At 70.0% G+C, this 20,608-nt stretch carries 20 protein-coding genes; 17 read left to right on the forward strand and 3 right to left on the reverse strand.

The genetic code is table 11. From position 1 onward, the window contains the following. Positions 1-95 precede the first annotated feature (95 nt). From nusA to rbfA, 4 genes are all read left to right on the forward strand, one after another. Positions 96-1,094 (forward strand): transcription termination factor NusA, encoded by a 999-nt coding sequence (gene nusA / locus ACEN9V_RS01090; RefSeq protein ID WP_413601791.1) that lies wholly within the window; start codon positions 96-98, stop codon positions 1,092-1,094. An 89-nt stretch (positions 1,095-1,183) separates the two neighbouring features. Further along, positions 1,184-1,504, forward strand: a complete 321-nt coding sequence (locus tag ACEN9V_RS01095; RefSeq protein WP_281264724.1) for a YlxR family protein — start codon at positions 1,184-1,186, stop codon at positions 1,502-1,504. Positions 1,505-1,578: 74 nt separating this feature from the next. Beyond that, a complete protein-coding gene (gene infB / locus ACEN9V_RS01100; RefSeq protein ID WP_402728861.1) occupies positions 1,579-4,401 on the forward strand; it encodes a translation initiation factor IF-2 in 2,823 nt (940 codons plus the stop codon). Between the two features lie 86 nt (positions 4,402-4,487). Then, positions 4,488-4,937, forward strand: a complete 450-nt coding sequence (rbfA, locus tag ACEN9V_RS01105; protein ID WP_413601792.1) for a 30S ribosome-binding factor RbfA — start codon at positions 4,488-4,490, stop codon at positions 4,935-4,937. Between the two features lie 13 nt (positions 4,938-4,950). Here the strand turns inward: rbfA and ACEN9V_RS01110 are convergent, their stop codons facing one another. Beyond that, positions 4,951-5,877 carry an A/G-specific adenine glycosylase gene (locus ACEN9V_RS01110; protein ID WP_413601793.1) on the reverse strand — a complete coding sequence of 309 codons (927 nt, stop codon included), beginning with the start codon at positions 5,875-5,877 and terminating at the stop codon, positions 4,951-4,953. A 22-nt stretch (positions 5,878-5,899) separates the two neighbouring features. Between ACEN9V_RS01110 and ACEN9V_RS01115 the strand changes: the two genes are divergently transcribed. The 5 genes from ACEN9V_RS01115 to ACEN9V_RS01135 all read left to right on the forward strand — a co-directional run bounded on the left by ACEN9V_RS01115 (position 5,900) and on the right by ACEN9V_RS01135 (position 9,176). Next, positions 5,900-6,346, forward strand: a complete 447-nt coding sequence (locus tag ACEN9V_RS01115) for a hypothetical protein (protein ID WP_413601794.1) — start codon at positions 5,900-5,902, stop codon at positions 6,344-6,346. Positions 6,347-6,383: 37 nt separating this feature from the next. Next, entirely contained in the window at positions 6,384-7,325 is a 942-nt protein-coding gene (truB, locus tag ACEN9V_RS01120) for a tRNA pseudouridine(55) synthase TruB (RefSeq protein WP_413601795.1), read from the forward strand. Then, complete coding sequence (locus tag ACEN9V_RS01125) at positions 7,322-7,687, forward strand: hypothetical protein (RefSeq protein ID WP_413601796.1); 366 nt, start codon at positions 7,322-7,324, stop codon at positions 7,685-7,687. The genes truB and ACEN9V_RS01125 overlap by 4 nt, the downstream gene beginning before the upstream one ends. A gap of 72 nt (positions 7,688-7,759) precedes the next feature. Then, positions 7,760-8,200, forward strand: coding sequence for a hypothetical protein (locus ACEN9V_RS01130; RefSeq protein ID WP_413601797.1), 441 nt, complete (start codon positions 7,760-7,762; stop codon positions 8,198-8,200). A gap of 13 nt (positions 8,201-8,213) precedes the next feature. Then, the gene (locus ACEN9V_RS01135) at positions 8,214-9,176 is read left to right on the forward strand and encodes a bifunctional riboflavin kinase/FAD synthetase (protein ID WP_413601798.1); all 963 of its coding nucleotides are present in this window, start codon (positions 8,214-8,216) and stop codon (positions 9,174-9,176) included. 85 nt (positions 9,177-9,261) lie between these two features. Here ACEN9V_RS01135 and ACEN9V_RS01140 read toward each other — a convergent pair whose 3' ends face one another. Beyond that, the gene (locus ACEN9V_RS01140) at positions 9,262-10,494 is read right to left on the reverse strand and encodes a DUF349 domain-containing protein (protein ID WP_413601799.1); all 1,233 of its coding nucleotides are present in this window, start codon (positions 10,492-10,494) and stop codon (positions 9,262-9,264) included. Positions 10,495-10,606: 112 nt separating this feature from the next. Further along, positions 10,607-11,425 carry a peptidylprolyl isomerase gene (locus tag ACEN9V_RS01145; protein ID WP_413601800.1) on the reverse strand — a complete coding sequence of 273 codons (819 nt, stop codon included), beginning with the start codon at positions 11,423-11,425 and terminating at the stop codon, positions 10,607-10,609. Positions 11,426-11,541: 116 nt separating this feature from the next. Between ACEN9V_RS01145 and ACEN9V_RS01150 the strand changes: the two genes are divergently transcribed. The 8 genes from ACEN9V_RS01150 (at position 11,542) to ACEN9V_RS01185 (ending at position 20,606) form a co-directional block, all read left to right on the forward strand. Continuing rightward, positions 11,542-12,906, forward strand: coding sequence for a replication-associated recombination protein A (locus tag ACEN9V_RS01150; RefSeq protein ID WP_281267588.1), 1,365 nt, complete (start codon positions 11,542-11,544; stop codon positions 12,904-12,906). Positions 12,907-13,130: 224 nt separating this feature from the next. Then, a complete protein-coding gene (gene rpsD, locus ACEN9V_RS01155; protein WP_281264714.1) occupies positions 13,131-13,760 on the forward strand; it encodes a 30S ribosomal protein S4 in 630 nt (209 codons plus the stop codon). A 118-nt stretch (positions 13,761-13,878) separates the two neighbouring features. Continuing rightward, positions 13,879-14,061 (forward strand): hypothetical protein, encoded by a 183-nt coding sequence (locus ACEN9V_RS01160; RefSeq protein ID WP_281264713.1) that lies wholly within the window; start codon positions 13,879-13,881, stop codon positions 14,059-14,061. 80 nt (positions 14,062-14,141) lie between these two features. Next, positions 14,142-16,799 carry an alanine--tRNA ligase gene (alaS, locus tag ACEN9V_RS01165; RefSeq protein ID WP_413601801.1) on the forward strand — a complete coding sequence of 886 codons (2,658 nt, stop codon included), beginning with the start codon at positions 14,142-14,144 and terminating at the stop codon, positions 16,797-16,799. Positions 16,800-16,801: 2 nt separating this feature from the next. Then, a complete protein-coding gene (ruvX, locus tag ACEN9V_RS01170; RefSeq protein WP_413601802.1) occupies positions 16,802-17,254 on the forward strand; it encodes a Holliday junction resolvase RuvX in 453 nt (150 codons plus the stop codon). 71 nt (positions 17,255-17,325) lie between these two features. Continuing rightward, complete coding sequence (mltG, locus tag ACEN9V_RS01175; protein WP_413601803.1) at positions 17,326-18,825, forward strand: endolytic transglycosylase MltG; 1,500 nt, start codon at positions 17,326-17,328, stop codon at positions 18,823-18,825. Between the two features lie 36 nt (positions 18,826-18,861). After that, positions 18,862-20,082, forward strand: coding sequence for a chorismate synthase (gene aroC, locus ACEN9V_RS01180; RefSeq protein WP_281264709.1), 1,221 nt, complete (start codon positions 18,862-18,864; stop codon positions 20,080-20,082). After that, complete coding sequence (locus ACEN9V_RS01185; RefSeq protein WP_413601804.1) at positions 20,079-20,606, forward strand: shikimate kinase; 528 nt, start codon at positions 20,079-20,081, stop codon at positions 20,604-20,606. The genes aroC and ACEN9V_RS01185 overlap by 4 nt, the downstream gene beginning before the upstream one ends. The last annotated feature ends 2 nt before the right edge of the window (positions 20,607-20,608 follow it).

Genomic DNA, 20,608 nt, shown 5'->3' on the forward strand with positions numbered 1-20,608 from the left:
GGCGCGGGCGGCCACCAGCAGTGCGGTAGTCTGGACGCCGACTTCTGCGCGGTTCCAGTGCGCGGGAGCGACTCAGCTGAATACGGAGGCCCTCGGTGAAGATCGATCTCGCAGTCCTGCGACTCATGGAGCGTGAACGGGAGATCCCGTTCGAAGAACTCGTCCAGATCATCGAGTCGGCCATCCTGACCGCGTACCACAAGCACACCGACGAGAACGGCGAGCCGGCCGACGCGCAGTCCCGCGTCGAGCTCGACCGGAAGACCGGCGAGGTCAGCGTGTTCGTGCCGGAGCGCGACGACGAGGGCACCGTCATCGGCGAGGCCGTCGACCAGCCGAGCGACTTCGGCCGCATCGCGGCGTTCGCGGCGAAGCAGGTCATCAACCAGCGACTCCGCGACATCGGCGACGACAAGATCCTCGGCGAGTTCCGCGGCAAGGAGGGCGACATCGTCGCGGGTGTGGTCCAGCAGGGCCCGAACCCGAAGATGGTGCACGTCGACCTCGGCACCGTCGAGGCCATCCTGCCGCCCGAAGAGCAGGTCCCTGGCGAGACGTACACGCACGGCTCCCGCCTCCGCGTCTACGTGACGAGCGTCGGCCGCGGCAACAAGGGCCCGCAGATCACGGTGTCGCGCACGCACCCGGGTCTGGTCCGCAAGCTGTTCGCGCTCGAGGTCCCGGAGATCGCCTCCGGTGTCGTGGAGATCACCTCGCTCGCTCGTGAAGCCGGTCACCGCACGAAGATCGCGGTCAAGGCGAACGAGCCTGGCGTCAACGCGAAGGGCGCGTGCATCGGCGAGCTCGGTGCCCGCGTGCGCGCCGTGACGACCGAGCTCGGTGCCGAGAAGATCGACATCGTGGACTGGTCGCCCGACCTCGCGACCTTCGTGGCGAGCGCGCTGTCGCCGGCGAAGGTGACGAGCGCCTTCGTGCTCGACGCGTCGACGAAGGCGGTCCGTGCCCTGGTACCGGACTACCAGCTGTCGCTCGCGATCGGCAAGGAAGGGCAGAACGCCCGACTCGCCGCGAAGCTCACGGGTGCGCGCATCGACATCCAGCCGGATTCGATCCTGGACGACGACGAGTCCTGAGACGACGACGAGTCCTGACGGGCGCGTTTCGCGCTCGGCGTGCCCCGTCCGGGCGCGCCGGATCGCGGTCGTCGGAGGCAAGGAGTAGAGTGGTCGCCGTCAGAACGTGCATCGGCAGTCGTCGTCGCGCATCCCGATCCTCCCTCCTCCGAGTCGTCGCCCTGGGTGACGGACGTGTGGTGGCGGATCCGAAGGCAGTCATGCCGGGCCGGGGAGCGTGGCTCACACCGACCGTCGAAGCCTACGAGCTGGCCGTCAAGCGCAGGGCTTTCCGCCGGGCGCTGCGGCTGGATCGCGAACCGGACACGTCTGCGGTGCTCGACTACCTGCGGAGTCTCCCTCACCCGAGGGACCTCGCGGAAGAGCGCCCGGACACGACAGAACAGGCTGAACGGCTTATGGACAACTGATGAGCGGCTCGAAATGAGACCCATCATCCAGTGAGTCCTGCCCCTTGACGGGGTGGGACCCGTGAAGGAGAACAGTGGCGAAACCACGCGTACACGAGATCGCAAGCGAGCTCGGCGTCGACAGCAAGACCGCACTCGAGAAGCTCAAGGAGCTGGGCGAGTTCGTCAAGGGACCGAGCTCGAGTGTCGAGCCCCCCGTGGCACGGAAGCTCCGTGCTGCCCTGCAGGCAGAAGGTGCTTCGGCGTCCGCCAAGCCCGCTGCAGCAACACCCGCGCCGGCGGCGACGTCCGCAGCGCCCAAGCCAGGTGGCCCGAAGCCCGGACCCAAGCGTCCGGCGCCGACACCGGAGCCCGAGGCCGCAGCACCCGCCGCGGCAGCACCTTCGGACGATTCCGACGTGCCCGTCACGCCGGCCCCGAAGACCGTCGCACAGCGACAGGCCGAGGCAGAAGCAGCCAGGAAGGCGGCAGCCGAGTCGAAGAGCTCCGGTTCCGCTGACGGCCCCGCCAAGACCGACGCCGTGAAGCCGGGTGGCCCGAAGCCCGCAGCGGCTGCCGGCCCGAAGCCGGGTGGCCCGAAGCCTGGTGCACGACCGGGCAACAACCCCTACGCGTCCAGCCAGGGCATGGGCTCGCGCCCGCCCCGTCCGGGCAACAACCCCTACTCGTCGAACCAGGGCATGGGCCAGCGCCCCGCCGGCGGTGCCGGAGGCGGTGGGATCCCGCGTCCGCAGCCCCCGCGTCCCGGCGCGCCCCGACCGGGTGCTCCGCGTCCGGGTGGTCCCGGTCAGGGCAACCGTCCGAACGGCTTCGGGCAGCGCCCGGGCCAGGGTGGCGGTGGTCGTGGCGGCCCCGGTGGTCGTCCGGGTGCCGGTGGTGGCGCCGGTGGCGGCTTCCCGCGTCCGGCGTTCAGCGGCCCGCGTCCCGCCGGTGGCGGTGGCCGCGGTCGTGGCCCCGGTGGCGGTACCGCTGGTGCGTTCGGTCGTGGTGGCGGCAAGAGCCGTGCCCGCAAGTCGAAGCGGACGAAGCGCGCCGAGTACGAGATGCGGCAGGCCCCGTCGCTCGGCGGTGTGCAGGTCCCTCGTGGTGACGGCAACACGGTCGTCCGACTCCGTCGTGGTGCGAGCATCTCGGACTTCGCGGACAAGATCGACGCCAGCCCCGGCAACCTCGTGACGGTGCTGTTCCACCTCGGTGAGATGGCGACCGCCACGGAGTCCCTCGACGAGGCGACCTTCGAGGTCCTCGGCGACGAGCTCGGCTACAAGATCCAGATCGTGTCGCCGGAAGACGAAGACCGCGAGCTCCTCGAGGGCTTCGACATCGACATCGACGCCGAGTACGCAGAGGAAGACGACTCCGTCCTCCAGCAGCGTCCCCCGGTCGTCACCGTCATGGGTCACGTCGACCACGGTAAGACCCGACTGCTCGACGCCATCCGCAACTCCAAGGTGGTCGAGGGCGAAGCCGGCGGGATCACGCAGCACATCGGTGCGTACCAGATCACCACCGAGCACGAGGGCATCGAGCGCCCGATCACCTTCATCGACACCCCTGGACACGAGGCGTTCACCGCCATGCGTGCCCGTGGTGCGCAGGTGACGGACATCGCGATCCTCGTGGTCGCGGCGGACGACGGCATCATGCCCCAGACGATCGAGGCGCTGAACCACGCGCAGTCGGCGAACGTGCCGATCGTGGTCGCGGTGAACAAGATCGACAAGGAAGGCGCCAACCCCGCCAAGGTCCGCCAGCAGCTCACCGAGTACAACCTGGTGGCCGAGGAGTACGGCGGCGACGTCATGTTCGTCGACGTGTCGGCGCGGCAGAACATCGGCATCCAGGAGCTCCTGGACGCCGTGCTGCTCACCGCGGACGCCGGGCTCGACCTGCGTGCGAACCCCGACAAGGACGCCCGTGGTGTCGCGATCGAAGCGCGCCTCGACAAGGGCCGCGGTGCCGTCGCGACCGTGCTCATCCAGTCGGGCACGCTCCACGTCGGTGACGCCATCGTGGCGGGCACGGCCTACGGCCGCGTCCGTGCGATGACCGACGAGGACGGCAACGCGGTCGCAGCAGCGACGCCGAGCCGCCCGGTCCAGGTGCAGGGTCTGTCGTCGGTGCCCCGCGCCGGTGACACGTTCCTCGTCACCGAAGAGGACCGCACGGCACGCCAGATCGCCGAGAAGCGTGAAGCCGCCGAGCGCAACGCCCAGCTGGCCAAGGCCCGCAAGCGCATCTCGCTCGAGGACTTCACCCGCGCACTCGAAGAGGGCAAGGTCGACTCGCTCAACCTCATCATCAAGGGTGACGTCTCCGGTGCCGTCGAGGCACTCGAGCAGTCGCTCCTCGACATCGAGGTGGACGACAGCGTCCAGCTGCGCATCCTGCACCGCGGTGTGGGTGCGATCACGGAGTCGGACATCGACCTCGCCACGATCGACAACGCGATCGTCGTCGGCTTCAACGTCCGTCCGGACGTCAAGGCCCGCGAACGCGCTGCCCGTGAAGGCATCGACGTCCGGTTCTACTCGGTCATCTACAACGCACTCGAGGACATCGAGCAGTCCCTCAAGGGCATGCTCAAGCCCGAGTACGAAGAGGTGCAGTCCGGTGTCGCCGAGATCCGCGAGGTCTTCCGGTCCTCGAAGTTCGGCAACATCGCCGGTGTCATCGTCCGTTCCGGCACGATCACGCGCAACGCCAAGGCGCGCGTCATCCGTGACGGCGTGGTCCTCGCGGACGGGCTGGCCATCGAGTCGCTCCGTCGCTTCAAGGACGACGTCACCGAGGTCCGCACGGACTTCGAGGCCGGTATCGGTCTGGGCAAGTACAACGACATCCAGATCGGTGACGAGATCGAGACCACCGAGCTCGTCGAGAAGCCGCGCGACTGATCGTGTGACCACCATGGGCCCCGGCCTCTCCTTCGCGGGAGGAGCCGGGGCCCGACCCCGTTCCACCACCGCCCCAGGAGGCACCCATGGCTGATCCGCAGCGCGCACGCAAGATGGCGGACCGCATCAAGGAAGTCGTCGCCCGACGGATCGACAAGGGCCTGCGTGACCCGCGACTCGGGTTCGTGACCATCACGGACGTCCGCGTCACCGGTGACCTGCAGCACGCGTCGGTCTTCTACACCGTGTACGGCACCGACGAGGAGCGTGCCGACTCCGCCGCGGCGCTCAAGGCCGCGACCGGCATGCTCCGCACCGAGGTCGGCAAGAACATCACCGCTCGGCTGACGCCGTCGCTCGAGTTCATCGCCGACGCCCTGCCGGACACCTCGGCGCACATGGAGGACCTGCTGGTGCAGGCCAAGCTGCGCGACGAAGCGGTCCGGAACGCCTCGGCCGGCGCGACGTACGCCGGCGACGCCGACCCGTACAAGCACGACGACGAGGACGACGACGACGCCGAGGAACGCGCCTAGTCGGTCCCGACGCTCAGTCTGACCCGTCCGGCAACCGGTAGCCGCTCGCGTCGTCGCCGACGGCCAGTCCGTCCCGCAGGAGCGACGCGAGCGCCCGGTCCCGCTGGTCGTCGTCCGGCCACACCATCCGGATCTCGTCGGGGGTGACCGGCACGTCGCTCGCACGGAGCTCGGCCATCACGAGCCCGCGGACCTGTCGGTCGCTCCCGGCGAACTTCGCCTGTCTCGGCGCGCGCGGTCCGTCGTGTTCCGGGTACCCGGCCGCTCGCCAGGCGCAGCGGTCCGCGATCGGGCACGCGTCGCACGCGGGGGAGCGGGCGACGCACACGAGTGCGCCGAGCTCCATCACGGCGGCGTTCGTCGTCGCCGCGTCATCGCGGTCCTCCGGCAGCACCGACTCCATCAGCGGCAGGTCCTGCTTGGCCTTCGCCGGTCCTGGCTCGCCCTCGCCGAGGACCGCTCGGGCGAGGACCCGGCGCACGTTGACGTCGACCACCGGGTGCCGGTCACCGTACGCGAAGACCGCCACCGCCCTGGCCGTGTAGTCGCCGATCCCCGGGAGTGCGAGCAGCGCGTCGACGTCGCGGGGCACCACGTTGTCGTGCTGCTCGGCGATGGCCGTCGCCGCGGCGTGCAGCGCGAGCGCGCGTCTCGGGTAGCCGAGCCGGTCCCAGGCCCGCACCGCGTCGCCGGGAGGCGAGTCGGCGAGGTCGCGAGGCGTCGGCCACCGGGTGAGCCATGCCTCCAGTCGGGGGACCACCCGCGCGACCTGCGTCTGCTGGAGCATGATCTCGCTCACCAGCGTGCCCCAGGCCGGGAACCCGGGGCGTCGCCACGGCAGGTCGCGCGCCTCGGCGCGGTACCAGGCGATCAGCGGGGTCGCGATGTCCGGATCGGTCGAGTTCTCCACAGGCTGCCTGGAGGCTCGACTCGCGTTCACCACGACAGCCTACGGTGGGTGCATGGCACGCTGGGCACCAGAAGAGACCGACACGATGGCCGCGATCGCGAACGAGGTGATCGCGCAGGTCGGCACGAACCGCACCGTCGTCGGCATCGACGGGCAGGACGGCGTCGACCTCGAGCGGGTGGCCGCTGCGCTCGTCGCGGGGTTCGAGCAGCATGGTGTCTCCGCCATGGCGGCCGCCGCGAGCTCGGCCGACGCCGACGCGTTGCGGAACGACCTGGTGGCGCCGTTCCGGTCGACGGGCGAAGGTCCCGGCGTGCTGGTGGTGCACGGGCACGGCGTCCTCGGCGCCGGCGCACGTGCACTGTGGCGGTGGTCGATGTGGGTCGAGCAGGAGTCCGGCCGGCTCGAGCGCCGCGCCGACGTCAAGATCGCGGCGTCCGCCGTGCTCGACGTCACCGATCCGGCGCACCCGCGGCGTGAGTGGAACGACGCCTGCTGACGCCGCTGGCGTCCCGCCGCGCTGGTAATCTGCTGCGGTGCTCGCAACCGCTCCCGACGGCATCCTCCTCGTCGACAAACCGCAGGGGATCTCGAGCCACCGTGCCGTGTCCATCGCGCGTCGACGGCTCGACCTGAAGAAGATCGGCCACGCCGGCACGCTCGACCCGATGGCGACGGGGCTGCTGCTCCTCGGCGCCGGCCCCTCCACCAGGCTCCTGACGCACCTCGTCGGGCTCGACAAGACCTACACCGCGACGATCCGCCTCGGAGTCTCCACCGACTCCGACGACGCTGACGGCACGCCGGTCGCAGTGGACGGAGTCGGCTCTGCCGACGTCTCCGATGCTGCGATCGAGGCGGCCGTCGCCACGCAGCGCGGCCCGATCTCGCAGGTGCCCTCGACGGTCAGCGCCATCAAGGTGGACGGTCGGCGCGCGTACGACCTGGCCAGGAAGGGCGAGGAAGTGACCCTCAAGGCGAGGGCGGTGACGATCTCGCGCTTCGACGTGACCGGCCGGAACGACCGTGTCGTGTCCGCGCTCGACACGTCGGTGCCCGTCGTCGACCTCGACGTCGTGGTCTCGTGCTCGTCGGGCACGTACGTGCGGGCACTCGCCCGTGACGTCGGGGCAGCGCTCGGTACCGGCGCGCACCTGACAGCCCTGCGTCGCACCCTCGTCGGCCCGTTCTCGGTCGACGACGCGGTCGACCTGGAGGACGACTCGGTGGACGTCCGCGGGGCACTCGTGCGACCGGCCGACATCGCCCGCACCCTGTTCCCGGTCGTGACGCTCGACGCCGTCGACGCGAAGGACCTCGCGGACGGCAAGCGGATCGGCGCCGACCACCCGGACACCGACGGACCCGTTGCCGCGGTCACCGCGCGCGACGACCGGCTCATCGGCCTCGTGTCGGTGCGCAAGGGGCTGCTGCGCGTCATCACCAACTTCCCGACGACGACCGGAGCCAACGCGTGATCGAGTGGTTCATGTGGGTGCAGTTCGTGCTCGCCGTCGTGATCGGCATCTTCGCGGTGGTGGTCGGGTTCATCGGGTGGAAGCCGAACGACTACACCGTCGGATCGCTCGTCCTCGTCGAACTGCTGCTCATCGCGCAGCTGGTCGTCTCGCTGGTCGCACCCGCGGTCGGCAACCCACCGCAGGGCAACGTCCTCGAGTTCTGGGTCTACGCGGTGTCCGTCCTGCTCGTGCCACCAGCCACCATCGTGTGGGCGCTCGTCGACCGCACGCGGTGGAGCACCGTGGTCCTGGGCGCTGGGGCCTTCACCGTCGCGGTGATGCTCTACCGGATGTACCAGATCTGGTTCGCGCTGAACTGAGGTCGGTCGGTCCGCGTCACCGGGGGACGAGGTGTGCCGCGGTGGGCTTCCGGCGTCGGTAGAATCGGTGCAATGGCGACCAAGACCTCACTCGCGACCGGCATCGGTCGCGTCCTCATCGCCGTGTACGGCATCCTCGCGCTCGCGGCGACCGGGCGGAGCGTCGTCCAGATCGCGGAGAAGTTCTCGTTCGCCCCGTTCGCGTACACGCTGAGTGCGATCGCCGCGGTCGTGTACATCGTCGCGATGATCGCCCTGATCGTCCCCGGTCGGTTCTGGTACCGGGTGGCGTGCGTCACCATCGTGTTCGAGATGACCGGTGTCCTGGTGATCGGCACGCTGTCGCTGTTCGACCGTCAGCTCTTCCCGGACGACACCATCTGGTCGTACTACGGCATGGGGTACGCCTTCGCGCCGCTCGTCCTGCCGATCGCCGGTCTGTGGTGGCTCCGCAAGCACCACCGCACCGCCGGCCGACCAGTTGCCGAGCCCGTCGTGACGGCCGGCGAGTAGGCGGGGGAGCAGCATGCAGTACTACGAGGACGTCGACGACGTCGCAGAGGGATTCGGGCCGAGTGCCGTCACGATCGGCAAGTTCGACGGCGTGCACGTCGGTCACCGTGCCGTGATCGCCCACCTCGAGCGGGCCGCTCGGCAGCACGGGCTGGTGTCCACCGTCGTGACGTTCGACCGGCACCCGCTGAGCATCATCGACCCAGGCAAGGTGCCGCCGGCGCTCACGAGCATCGCGCAACGCCGCGAACTGCTCGACGACGTCGGGGTCGACGCCACCCTGCTGCTCCGGTTCGACGCGGAACTGCAGTCGTGGACGCCGGAGACCTTCGTGTCCCGGATCCTCGTCGAGACACTGCACGCCGAGCTCGTCTTCGTCGGGAGCGACTTCCGGTTCGGTGCGAAGGGGGCGGGCGACGTCGCACTCCTGCGGACCCTCGGTGCGCAGCACGGGTTCTCCGTCGAGCTCATCGACGACGTGGACCTGGTCGACGACGTCCGCCCCGACGGGGAACGGCGTGTCTCGTCGACGTGGATCCGCGAGCTCCTCGGCGAGGGTCGTGTCGCGGAGGCCGCCAGGCTCCTCGGCCGCGAGCACGCGGTCCGCAGCGTGGTGGTGCACGGCAACCAGCGTGGTCGCGCGATGGGGTACCCCACGGCGAACCTCGACCCGTCGTGCGAGGGCTTCGTGCCGGCCGACGGTGTGTACGCCGCCCGGGTGCTGCACGACGGCACGGTGTACCCGGCCGCGGTGTCAGTGGGGAACAACCCGACGTTCGAGGGCGTGCCCGCGAAGCAGATCGAGGCGCACCTGCTGGACGTCGACATCGACCTCTACGGGGAGACGATCTCGGTGCTGTTCGTCTCCTACGTGCGCGGGATGGTGAAGTTCTCGTCGATGGACGAGCTCGCTGCCCAGATGCGACAGGACGACCGGGACATCAGGACCCTGCTCGGGCTCCCGGCGCCCGTCTGACCACCGGGTCCCGCACCACGACGAAGGCCCCGGCGGATCCGCCGGGGCTTCGTCGTGGTGCTGCAGTGTCAGCCGTCGCGCTGGGTCAGCTGCCGAGCGCGTCGAGCCAGATCTTGCGGGCGTCGAGGGCTTCCTGGGCGTCCTTGATCTTGCGGGCGTCCCCGGAGGCCTTGGCGGACTCGAGTTCGGCTTCGAGCTTGCCGATCGCGTCCTCGAGCTGGCTCGCGAGCCCGGTCGTACGGGCCTTGCGCTCCGGGTTCGACTCGCGCCAGTGCGCCTCCTCGAGCCCGCGGACGTGGTCCTCCACCGCGCGGAGGCGGTCCTCGATGCGGCGGACGTCCCCGCGGGGGACCTTGCCGATCTCGTCCCACCGGCGCTGGATGTCCGTGAGGGTCTTGCGGGCCGCGACCCGGTCGTTCTGCTGGAGGAGCGGCTCGGCCTCGGTCAGGACGGCGAGCTTCGCTTCGAGGTTGGCGGAGTACTCCTCGTTCTCCGCGGCGCTCTCGGCGTGACGCTGTTCGAACAGCACGTCACCCGCGGCCTTGAACCGTGCCCAGAGCGCGTCGTCGTGGCGCTTGCCCGCACGCCCGGCGCGCTTCCAGTCGTCGAGGAGCTGGCGGTAGGTCGGGATGGCGTCCGAACCACGGGGCGCGAGCGCTTCGGCCTGCTGGACGAGCTCCTGCTTGCGGGTGCGGGCGTCCCGGTGCTGCGCGTCGAGTTCGGAGTAGAACGCGCGACGGTGCTGGTCCACCGTGGACCGTGCGGCACGGAACCGCTTCCACAGCTCGTTCGCTTCGTTCTTGGGGATCCGCGGCCCGTCGTGCTGGTGCTGCTGCCACCGCGCGAACACGTCGTCGAGCTGCGCGGTGATCTGCTTCCACTGCGCGCGTGCCGGGTCGACCGCTGCGAGTGCCTCGGCTTCCTCGACGAGGGCGGTGCGGAACGCGAGTGCCTCGGCGAGGGCCTGCTGGGCCTGCTCCGCCTGCTCCTTGGTCAGCGACCCCAGCTGCTCGGAGAGCGCTGCGACGCGGTCTTCGAGGGACTTGACGTCGCCGACGACGCGGGCTTCGCCGACGAGCGCGGTCAGGTGCTCGACCGTCCTGGCGACGTCGTTCGCGGACGCGCCGCGCTGCACGCGCTGCTCCGCGATCTTCACCTGACCTTCGAGGTCGGCGTACTTGCGCGCGAAGTAGGCGAGTGCTTCTTCGGGGGTGGCGTCCGGGTACTCACCCACGACACGCTCGGTGTCCTGGTACCGGACGTACACGGTGCCGTCATCGTCGACCCGCCCCCAGGTCGTTGCTTCGTCAGATCCCACAGGTCTCGCCTCGATCGTGGTCGTGCATCACCGACGTCACCGTCGGTACGGTCAGGAAGCCACCCTATTGCACTGGCGAGCCCCGCGACCCGCCAGTGTGCTGGTCTGTGGACTACTGCTCCTGCTTGATCGTCGCGCCGGTGATCGTGGTCTTCACCTTCGGCTCCCCGGTGCCGTCAGAACCGGCGTCCGAGATGCCCTTCGACGTGATCTTCGACACCAGGTCCGACAGGCCGCTGGTGACCTTGCCGACCACGGTGTAGCCGCCGGTCGAGCCGTCGAGCGTGGTGTCGCCGTAGACGATGAAGAACTGCGTCGACTGGGAGTACGTGGACGAGCTGCGGGCGATCGCGATCGTGCCCTTGTCGTAGACGTCGTCGCTCGGCGTGTTCTCGATCGGTCCGTACTGGAATCCAGCGTCGCCCGTGCCGTCGCCGTTCGCCGAACCGCACTGCAGGAACTCGAACCCGTCGCTGTCGGCGAGCCGGTGGCAGGTCGTGCCCTCGTAGAACTGCTTGCGGATCAGGTCGATCTCGACGCTCGTGGCCTGCGGCGCCTTCTTCCCGTCGAGTTCGATCCCGAGCTTCACGTCCTTGTTCAGCGTGAGCGACCCCGTCCACGTCGAGTCCTTCGCGATGGACTTGCTCGGGACGTCCCCGGTGTTCGCGGGGGTGGCGCTGGCCGAGGGAGTCGGCGTGCTGCTGGCGCTGGCGCTGGCGCTCGCACTCGGCTTCGCGTCGGGCCGCGAGCCGGCGAAGGCGAGCTGGGACCCCGTCGCGAGTGCCGCGACGGCCACGAGCGCGCTGATCCCGATGACGTTGTCCCGCACACGTCGGCGGCGTTGCCGGTCGTGGAGGCCCTGTCGAGCCTCGTAGAGACGGAGCCGCTCGCGCGCCTCACGGTTGTCACGCGCCTGGTTCTTCGGTGCCACGGTGCTGGTCTGCCCTCTCGTCGCAGTGTGCTTGCGAGCGTATCGGACCCGCTCCCATGAGTCGGCTGTCAGTGGTTCCACCTACGATTGGGGGCATGGCATCGGATCGATCGGGCATGACCGCGCCCACGACCGGTGGGCGTGTCGGTCTGGCGCAGGGCTCCGTGCCGCTCGCCGTCCGGATGCGTCCGACCAGCCTCGACGAAGTCGCCGGTCAGCAGCACCTCCTCGGGCGCGGTTCACCGCTCGTGCAGCTCGCGACCGGCACGCGTGAGAACCCCGGCGGTGTCTCCGTGATCCTCTGGGGACCCCCCGGCACCGGCAAGACCACCCTGGCGCAGGCGATCGCCCGCCAGTCCGGACGCGAGTTCGTCGAGCTCTCCGCGGTGACCGCCGGCGTCAAGGACGTGCGAGAGGTGATGGAGAAGGCCCTCACGCACCGTGACCTCTACGGCTCGACCACGGTGCTGTTCCTCGACGAGATCCACCGCTTCAGCAAGGCGCAGCAGGACGCGCTGCTCCCCGGGGTCGAGAACGGCTGGGTGATCCTCATCGCGGCCACGACCGAGAACCCGTCGTTCTCGGTCATCTCGCCGCTGCTGTCCCGGTCGCTCCTGCTCACCCTGAAGCCGCTCACCGACGCCGACCTCGGCATGCTCGTCGACCGTGCGGTGGAGGACCCCCGTGGCCTCGGTGGGTCCGTCGTCCTCGGCGACGAAGCACGCTCCGCCATCGTGCGGCTCGCATCCGGCGACGCCCGTCGTGCGCTCACGGCGCTGGAAGCCGCCGCCGCCTCGGCCGGGGCTGCACAGGACGACGACGACGACAGTGTGCCGGTGGTCGACGCCGACACGGTCGCGGCCGCCGTCGACCGCGCGCTGCTCCGCTACGACCGGCAGGGCGACGAGCACTACGACGTCATCAGCGCGTTCATCAAGTCGGTGCGGGGGAGCGACGTCGACGCCGCGCTGCACTACCTGGCCCGGATGATCGAGGCAGGAGAGGACTCCCGGTTCATCGCCAGGCGCATCATCATCTCCGCGTCCGAGGACATCGGCATGGCAGACCCCCAGGCGCTCCCGATCGCCGTCGCCGCGGCACAGGCGGTGCAGCTGATCGGCATGCCGGAGGGACGGATCCCCCTGGCAGAAGCGGTCGTGTACCTGGCGACGGCGCCGAAGTCGAACGCCGCGTACAACGGCGTCAACGCGGCGATGGCCGACGTCAAGGCCGGCCGGATGGGCGTCGTGCCGAACCACCTCCGGGACGCCCACTACGCCGGTGCGAAGCGGCTCGGGCACGGCAAGGGCTACATCTACTCCCACGACGCCGAGCACGGTGTGGCGGAGCAGCAGTACCTCCCCGACGCGCTCGAGGGCACCGAGTACTACACGCCGACCGCGAACGGCTACGAGCGAGAAGTCGGGCCGCGGCTCGACCGGCTCCGGAAGATCACGCGCGGCACTTCTGGGGACGCCTGAAGCCTGCTATCGTTGACGGGCCTACGTCCTGGTCCCCGCGTGCGGCTGCGTCGGGGACAGAGTGCCACGCAGCGCAGAGCGTTGTGTCGGCACGGGGGCAGAGGTTCGGACTGTAGCCGTCCGATCCCACAGGCTCATCCCTCTGGATCCCTTCACGGGGTTCGTCGGCACGTGCGCGTGCCGGGACCCGTGTTCAGTTCAGCAACAACAGAGAAAAGGACCCTGTGTCTACCAAGTCACGTACCCGCAGCAAGACCCGCCTGTCTCGCGCGCTCGGCATCCCGCTGACGCCGAAGGCGGCCCGGTACCTCGAGAAGCGCCCCTACGGCCCCGGTGAGCATGGCCGCACGCGTCGTCGTGCCGACAGCGACTACGCCGTCCGCCTCCGTGAGAAGCAGCGTCTGCGCGCCCAGTACGGCATCCGCGAGAAGCAGCTGCGCATCGTCTTCGAAGAGGCCCGCAAGACCAACGGCCTGACCGGTGAGAACCTGGTCGAGCTGCTCGAGCAGCGCCTCGACGCCCTCGTGCTGCGTGCCGGCTTCGCCCGCACCACCGCGCAGGCCCGTCAGCTGATCGTGCACCGCCACATCCTCGTCGACGGCAAGCTCGTCGACCGCCCCTCCTTCCGCGTCAAGGAGGGCCAGCTGATCCACGTCAAGCAGCGCTCCGAGTCGCTCGAGCCCTTCCAGGTCGCCGCTGCCGGTGGCCACCAGGAAGTCCTCCCGAAGGTCCCTGGTTACCTCGAGGTCGAGATCGACAAGCTCCAGGCCCGCCTCGTGCGTCGCCCGAAGCGCGCCGAGGTCCCCGTGACCTGCGAGGTCCAGCTGGTCGTCGAGTACTACGCGGCTCGCTGATCCACTGCACCGCCTGAACGGCGGGTCGTCCACATCGGACGGCCCGCCGTTCTGCGTTCCCGGAGCGACGACTAAGCTGGTCGGACGCGCGCCACGGCGCGTGCGAGAGGGAGGCACCGTGAAGCAGCTGTTCGCCGTCGCCGTTGGCGTCGTCATCGGGTTCCTCGTCGCCCACAGGGTCAGCAGGACCTCGTCGGGCGCGAAGTTCTTCGCCGAGGTCGATGCCCGCACGAAGGCCTTCACCGGTGCCGTGGCCGACGGGTACCGCTCCCGTGAAGCCGAGCTCCGCACCGACGACTGACCGTCGCACCGACACGCGGCGACACCGTCGCACCGCACAGCCCCAGCGCCCGTACCCGTTCCACGTCATCAGGAAGCACCATGCAGACCGCAGAGATCCGCCGCCGTTGGCTCCAGTACTTCGGTGACCGCGGCCACACCGTCGTCCCGTCCGCCTCGCTCGTCTCGGACGACCCGTCGCTGCTGTTCACGGTGGCCGGCATGGTCCCGTTCATCCCGTACCTGACCGGACTCATCCCCGCGCCGTACCCCCGCGCGACGAGCGTGCAGAAGTGCATCCGCACCAACGACATCGAAGAGGTCGGCAAGACCCCGCGGCACGGCACGTTCTTCCAGATGAACGGCAACTTCTCCTTCGGCGACTACTTCAAGGAGCAGGCGATCCAGTACGCCTGGGAGTTCCTCACCTCGCCGGAGCCCGACGGAGGGCTCGGTTTCTCGCCTGACGACCTGTGGGTCACGGTGTACGAGGACGACGACGAGGCGATCGCGTTCTGGAAGCAGCACTCGTCCCTGCCCGACGAACGCATCCAGCGACTCGGCAAGGACACCAACTACTGGTCGACCGGCCAGCCCGGCCCAGCCGGCCCCTGCTCGGAGATCTTCTTCGACCGCGGCCCGGAGTACGGCATCGACGGTGGTCCGGCGACGGACGACGACCGCTACGTCGAGATCTGGAACCTCGTGTTCATGCAGTACCAGATCGCCGACGTGCGGTCGAAGTACGACTTCGAGATCACCGGCGAGCTGCCGAACAAGAACATCGACACCGGCATGGGGCTCGAGCGCGTCGCCTTCATCAAGCAGGGCGTCGACAACATGTACGAGATCGACCAGGTTCGCCCGGTCCTCGACAAGGCGGCTGAGGTCTCCGGTCGTCGTTACGGCGCGGTGCACGAGGACGACGTCCGCATGCGCGTCATCGCCGACCACGTGCGGTCCTCGCTCATGCTCATCGCCGACGGCGTCACGCCGTCGAACGAGGGACGCGGCTACATCCTCCGCCGTCTGCTGCGCCGCACGGTCCGGGCGATGCGTCTGCTCGGCGTCGAGGGCGCGACGTTCCCCGAGCTGTTCCCTGCGTCGCGTGACGCCATGCGTGACGCCTACCCCGAGGTCGCGTCCGACTACGACCGCATCTCGCGCATCGCCTACGCGGAGGAAGAGACCTTCCTCCGCACCCTGGCACAGGGGACGACGATCCTCGACGTCGCGGTGGACCGTGCGAAGCAGGACAACCAGCCGTCGATCGGCGGGGACACCGCGTTCCTGCTGCACGACACGTTCGGCTTCCCGATCGACCTGACGATGGAGATGGCCGAGGAAGCCGGCGTCCACGTCGACCGCACCGCGTTCGACACCCTGATGTCGGAGCAGCGTGCGCGTGCCAAGGCGGACGCCAAGAGCAAGAAGACCGCGCTGGCCGACCTCAGTGTCTATAGCGCGTTCCGTGCTTCCGGCGAGACCACGTTCCTCGGGTACGACGCCCTCGAAGCCGAGTCCCGCGTGCTCGGCCTCATCGTCGACGGCCAGAGCGTCGACCGTGCGGTCGCCGGCGACATCGCCGAGGTCGTCCTCAGCGAGACGACGCTGTACGCGGAGTCCGGCGGGCAGGACGCCGACCAGGGCTCGATCGTCGGCAACGGCTTCGACCTCGAGGTCCTCGACGTGCAGCGACCGGTGTCCGGACTGTGGAGCCACAAGGTGCAGGTCCGCTCCGGTGAGGTCGGCGTCGGCGACGCAGCCACCACCGTGGTCGACGCCGAGTACCGCAGGGGCGCGACCCAGGCCCACTCCGCCACCCACCTCGTGAACGCGGCGCTCCGCGACATCCTCGGGCCGGAAGCGCTGCAGGCCGGTTCGTACAACAAGTCCGGCTACATGCGCCTTGACTTCTCGTGGAGCCAGCCCGTCTCGCTCGAGACCCGTTCCGAGATCGAAGAGGTCGTGAACACCGCGATCCGCTCCGACCTCGAGGTCTCGACCAGGATCATGCCGCTCGACCAGGCGAAGGAACTCGGTGCGCAGGCGCTGTTCGGCGAGAAGTACGGCGCCGAGGTCCGCATGGTCGACATCGGTGGCCCGTGGTCGCGTGAGCTCTGCGGTGGGACGCACGTCGCGTCCAGCTCGCAGGTCGGTCTCGTGAACCTGGTCGGCGAATCCAGCGTCGGTTCCACCAACCGTCGTGTCGAGGCCCTCGTCGGACTCGAGGGCTTCCGCGACCTCGCGGTCGAGCGCACGATCGTGTCGCAGCTCTCGAGCGCGCTGAAGGCCCCCCGCGCCGACCTCCCCACCCGTGTCCAGTCCCTGATGGAGGACCTCCGTGTCGCGCAGAAGCGCATCGCGGAGTTCGAGTCGGCCGGGCTCCAGCAGCGGGTACCGGCGATCGCCCGTCAGGCGACGACGATCGGCGGGACCACCGTGGTCGCCGAGTCGGTCGAGAACCTCGGGTCCGCGGACGACCTGCGGTCGCTCGCCACCGGTGTCCGCGCCCAGCTCGGCGACGGCGCGGCGGTGGTCGTCCTCGGCGCCGTGGTCAACGACAAGCCGGCCGTCATCGTCGCGACGAACGACGCCGCCCGTGCGGCCGGGATCCAGGCCGGACCCCTCGCCAAGGAAGCCGCCGGTGTCCTCGGCGGTGGGGGTGGCGGGAAGCCCGACCTCGCACAGGGTGGCGGCACGAACGCCGCGGCACTGCCAGAAGCGCTCCGTGCGGTGACCGCGCGGTTGTCGGCCTGACCATGACGATCCGATCCGGACGCCGGCTCGGCGTCGACGTCGGACGCGCCCGGATCGGTGTCGCCGTCTGCGACCGCGACGGACTCCTCGCCACGCCGGTGGAGACCGTCGCGCGCGACGACGACGCTGATCTGCGGCGGATCCTGACGATCGCCGAGGAGTACGACGTGCTCGAGATCGTCGTCGGGCTGCCGCTGTCGATGTCCGGCGCGGACACGCCGTCCACGACGGACGCACGGGGGTTCGCGGCCAGGATCGCCGAGCACCGACCCGTCCGTCTGGTCGACGAGCGACTGTCGACGGTGACCGCCCAGCGGGGGATGCGGCAGGCGGGACGCAACGCCAAGAAGTCGCGGTCCGTCATCGACCAAGCGGCCGCTGTTATCATTCTGCAACATGCGCTCGACCACGAGCGCGCGTCCGGCGCCCCACCCGGGGCCACGCTCCCCGAGTAGGGCTGCCCTCCCGTCGCCACCGCAGCGACGGAGCCCCCGCGGAGTCTTCCCGACCGAGAGACCGAGGACCGTTGGCAGACGACCTGGACTGGAACGCGATCATCGCGCCCGGCAACGACGCCGAGCGGCGGGCGAAGCCCGCCGACGGTGCACCCGATGGACGCGACGACGTCCGCTCCGCCGACGGTGCCGCAGCGCGCCCGCTGTCTAGACGGGAGGCTCGTGCCCGGGAAGCGACGTCGGCTCGCGCGGCCGCCGGGTCGCCCCGGGACGACGCGGAGCGGCCGGTCTCACCGGCCGACGCTCCGGTGGCACGGTCCGTCGACGAGCTCCACCCGGAGGTGCACGGCCTGCTCACCGAGGGGGCGGCAGCGCCTGCGCCAGGCGACGGCGACGGTGCCGGCAGCACCGGTGGCGGCAGCACCGGTGGCGGATCGGCGGGAGGCCGCGGACGTGGGCGTCGAGGCGGACGCGGTGGAGCCTCCAGGCCGCCCCGTGAGCCGCGTCGTCGGTCGCGCGGCGCACTGATCGCCGGCATCGTCATCGTCGCCGTCGTGCTGGCGGCCGGCATCGGCGCGTACACGTTCGCTGCGCCGAAGGTGCAGCAGGTCATCGGAGCGCTCACCGGCGCGAAGGAGACCGACGACTACACCGGGAACGGGACCTCGAAGGTCACCATCACCATCAAACAGGGCGACATCGGCGAGGACGTCGCGAAGACCCTGCAGCGGAGCGGCGTCGTGAAGACGTCGACCGCGTTCTACAAGCTCCTGCTGGCATCCGGCGACGTCCAGTTCCAGCCGGGTTCCTACGCGCTGAAGAAGCACATGAGCTCGAAGGCCGCGCTCGCGGCGCTGCAGGACAAGGACAACAAGGTCACCGCGTCCATCGTGATCCCGGAGGGCACCGCGCTCAAGGACATCGAGGCCGGCATGGTCTCGAAGGCCGGGCTGAGCGAAGCCGAGGTGTCGTCGGCCGCGAAGGACGTCTCCGCCTACGGGCTGCCGAGCGGCGTGACCACCCTCGAGGGCTGGCTCTTCCCGGCGACGTACCCGATCAACCCGGGCTGGACCGCGAAGCAGTACTTCCAGTCCATGGTCGACACGATGAAGCAGCACCTGAAGGACGCCGGCGTGGCCGAGGCGGACCAGGAGCACGTCATCGTGTTCGCGTCCCTCGTGCAGAAGGAAGCCGGCCTGGCAGCCGATTACCCGAAGGTCGCGCGCGTGTTCCAGAACCGCCTCGACCAGGGCATGAAGCTGCAGTCGGACGCGACCGTCGCGTACGGCACGGGGAACACCCACCGGGTGACCACCACCGACGCCGAGCGGAACGACGCCTCGAACCCGTACAACACCTACCAGCACGAGGGACTGCCGCCCGCGCCGATCTCGAACCCCGGTGACATCGCCATCAAGGCGGTCACCCAAGAGGCCACCGGCAACTGGCTGTACTTCGTCACGGTGAACCTCGAGACGGGCGAGACGGTCTTCTCGGACACCTACGCCGAGCACCAGCAGGCGGTGAAGCAGTTCCAGGCGTGGCTCCGCGCGAACCCCTCGTACCAGTAACGACTCGGGCCCCGGCGCTGTGGGAGGATGGACACCATGCTTCGTTGGTTGACCGCTGGTGAGTCCCACGGACCCGAACTGATCGCGATGCTCGAGGGCCTGCCCGCCGGCGTCCCGGTGTCGTTCGAGTCCATCCGTACCGACCTCGCACGGCGCAAGCTCGGCTACGGCCGCGGCTCGCGCATGAAGTTCGAGCAGGACGAGCTGCACGTGTCCGGTGGCGTCCGGCACGGGTACTCCCTCGGCAGCCCGATCGCGATCCGCATCGGCAACACCGAGTGGCCGAAGTGGGTCGAGGTGATGAACCCGGAGCCGGTCGAGCAGACCGAGCTCTCGCGTGGTCGCAGCGCCCCGCTGACCCGCCCGCGTCCGGGGCACGCCGATCTGGTCGGCATGCAGAAGTACGGGTTCGACGAGTCCCGCCCGATCCTCGAACGTGCCTCGGCTCGCGAGACCGCGGCGCGCGTCGCCCTCGGTGCCGTCGCGAAGTCGTTCCTCGCCGAACTCGGCATCCGGTCGGTCGCGCACACGCTGCAGGTCGGGACCGTCCGCGTTCCCGACGGCACCGCACTGCCCCAGCCCGACGACGTCGACCGGCTCGACGAGGACCAGCTGCGCTGCTTCGACGCCGACACCTCTGCCCGCATGGTCACCGAGGTCGAGGCGGCGAAGAAGGACGGCGACACCCTCGGCGGTGTCGTCGAGGTGCTGTTCTACGGCGTCCCGCCGGGGCTCGGCTCGCACGTGCAGTGGGACCGTCGTCTCGACGCGCGTCTCGCCGCCGCGATCATGGGCATCCAGGCGATCAAGGGCGTCGAGATCGGCGACGGGTTCCAGACGGCTGCCCGCCGCGGTTCCGAGGCGCACGACGAGCTGTTCCGCGAGGACGGCGAGATCATCCGCACGAGCGACCGCGCCGGTGGGACCGAGGGCGGCATGTCCACCGGGACCGTGCTGCGCGTCCGCGCGGGGATGAAGCCGATCGCCACGGTCCCGCACGCGCTGCACACCATCGACGTCGCCACGGGTGAGGACGCCTCCGCGCACCACCAGCGCTCGGACGTCTGCGCCGTCCCGGCCGCCGGTGTGGTCGCCGAGGCCATGGTCGCGCTCGTGCTCGCCGACGCCGTGCTCGAGAAGTTCGGTGGCGACAACGTCGTGGAGACCAAGCGCAACCTCGAGTCGTACCTCGCGTCGATCCCGGAGACCCTGCGTTCACGCCGCACCGAGCCGGCTGAGCCGTCCAGCACCTGGTGAGCGACGAGCACGCCGCGGCTCCCGTCGTCATCATCGGACCGATGGGCGCCGGCAAGTCGAGCGTCGGCAAGCGCGTCGCGAAGCAGCTCGGCGTGCCGTTCACCGACACCGACCGGGTGATCGTCCGAGAGCACGGACCGATCCCCGGGATCTTCGCGGACCGCGGCGAACCGGCGTTCCGGGCGCTCGAGGCCGATGCGGTGGCCGCGGCGATGGCGTCGGGTGGCGTGATCGCCGTGGGTGGGGGAGCCGTGACCCACGCGGCCACCCGTGACGCGATGGCCGGGGCGCGCGTCGTCCTCCTCACCGTCTCACCCGAAGCCGTCGCCGAGCGGATCAACGGCTCGGACCGGCCGTTGCTGGCGTCCGGCGGCATCGACGCCTGGCAGACCATCATGGACGAGCGCGCCGCGACCTACGCGGAGCTGGCGCACATCGTCGTCGACACCTCCCGCCGCCCGATGTCGCACGTCGTCGACGACGTCGTCGCGTGGGTGCGGGGGACAACAGGAGGAACACCGTGACC

The organism is Curtobacterium sp. Curtsp57 (assembly GCF_047324335.1).
GTDB lineage: Bacteria > Actinomycetota > Actinomycetes > Actinomycetales > Microbacteriaceae > Curtobacterium.

Coding starts and splice junctions, on each gene's coding strand:
- ACEN9V_RS01135 (WP_413601798.1), top strand. CDS start 8,214: ATGCAGTACTACGAGGACGTCGACGACGTCGCAGAGGGATTCGGGCCG.
- alaS (WP_413601801.1), top strand. CDS start 14,142: ATGCAGACCGCAGAGATCCGCCGCCGTTGGCTCCAGTACTTCGGTGAC.
- rbfA (WP_413601792.1), top strand. CDS start 4,488: ATGGCTGATCCGCAGCGCGCACGCAAGATGGCGGACCGCATCAAGGAA.
- aroC (WP_281264709.1), top strand. CDS start 18,862: ATGCTTCGTTGGTTGACCGCTGGTGAGTCCCACGGACCCGAACTGATC.
- ACEN9V_RS01130 (WP_413601797.1), top strand. CDS start 7,760: ATGGCGACCAAGACCTCACTCGCGACCGGCATCGGTCGCGTCCTCATC.
- ACEN9V_RS01115 (WP_413601794.1), top strand. CDS start 5,900: ATGGCACGCTGGGCACCAGAAGAGACCGACACGATGGCCGCGATCGCG.
- ruvX (WP_413601802.1), top strand. CDS start 16,802: ATGACGATCCGATCCGGACGCCGGCTCGGCGTCGACGTCGGACGCGCC.
- ACEN9V_RS01150 (WP_281267588.1), top strand. CDS start 11,542: ATGACCGCGCCCACGACCGGTGGGCGTGTCGGTCTGGCGCAGGGCTCC.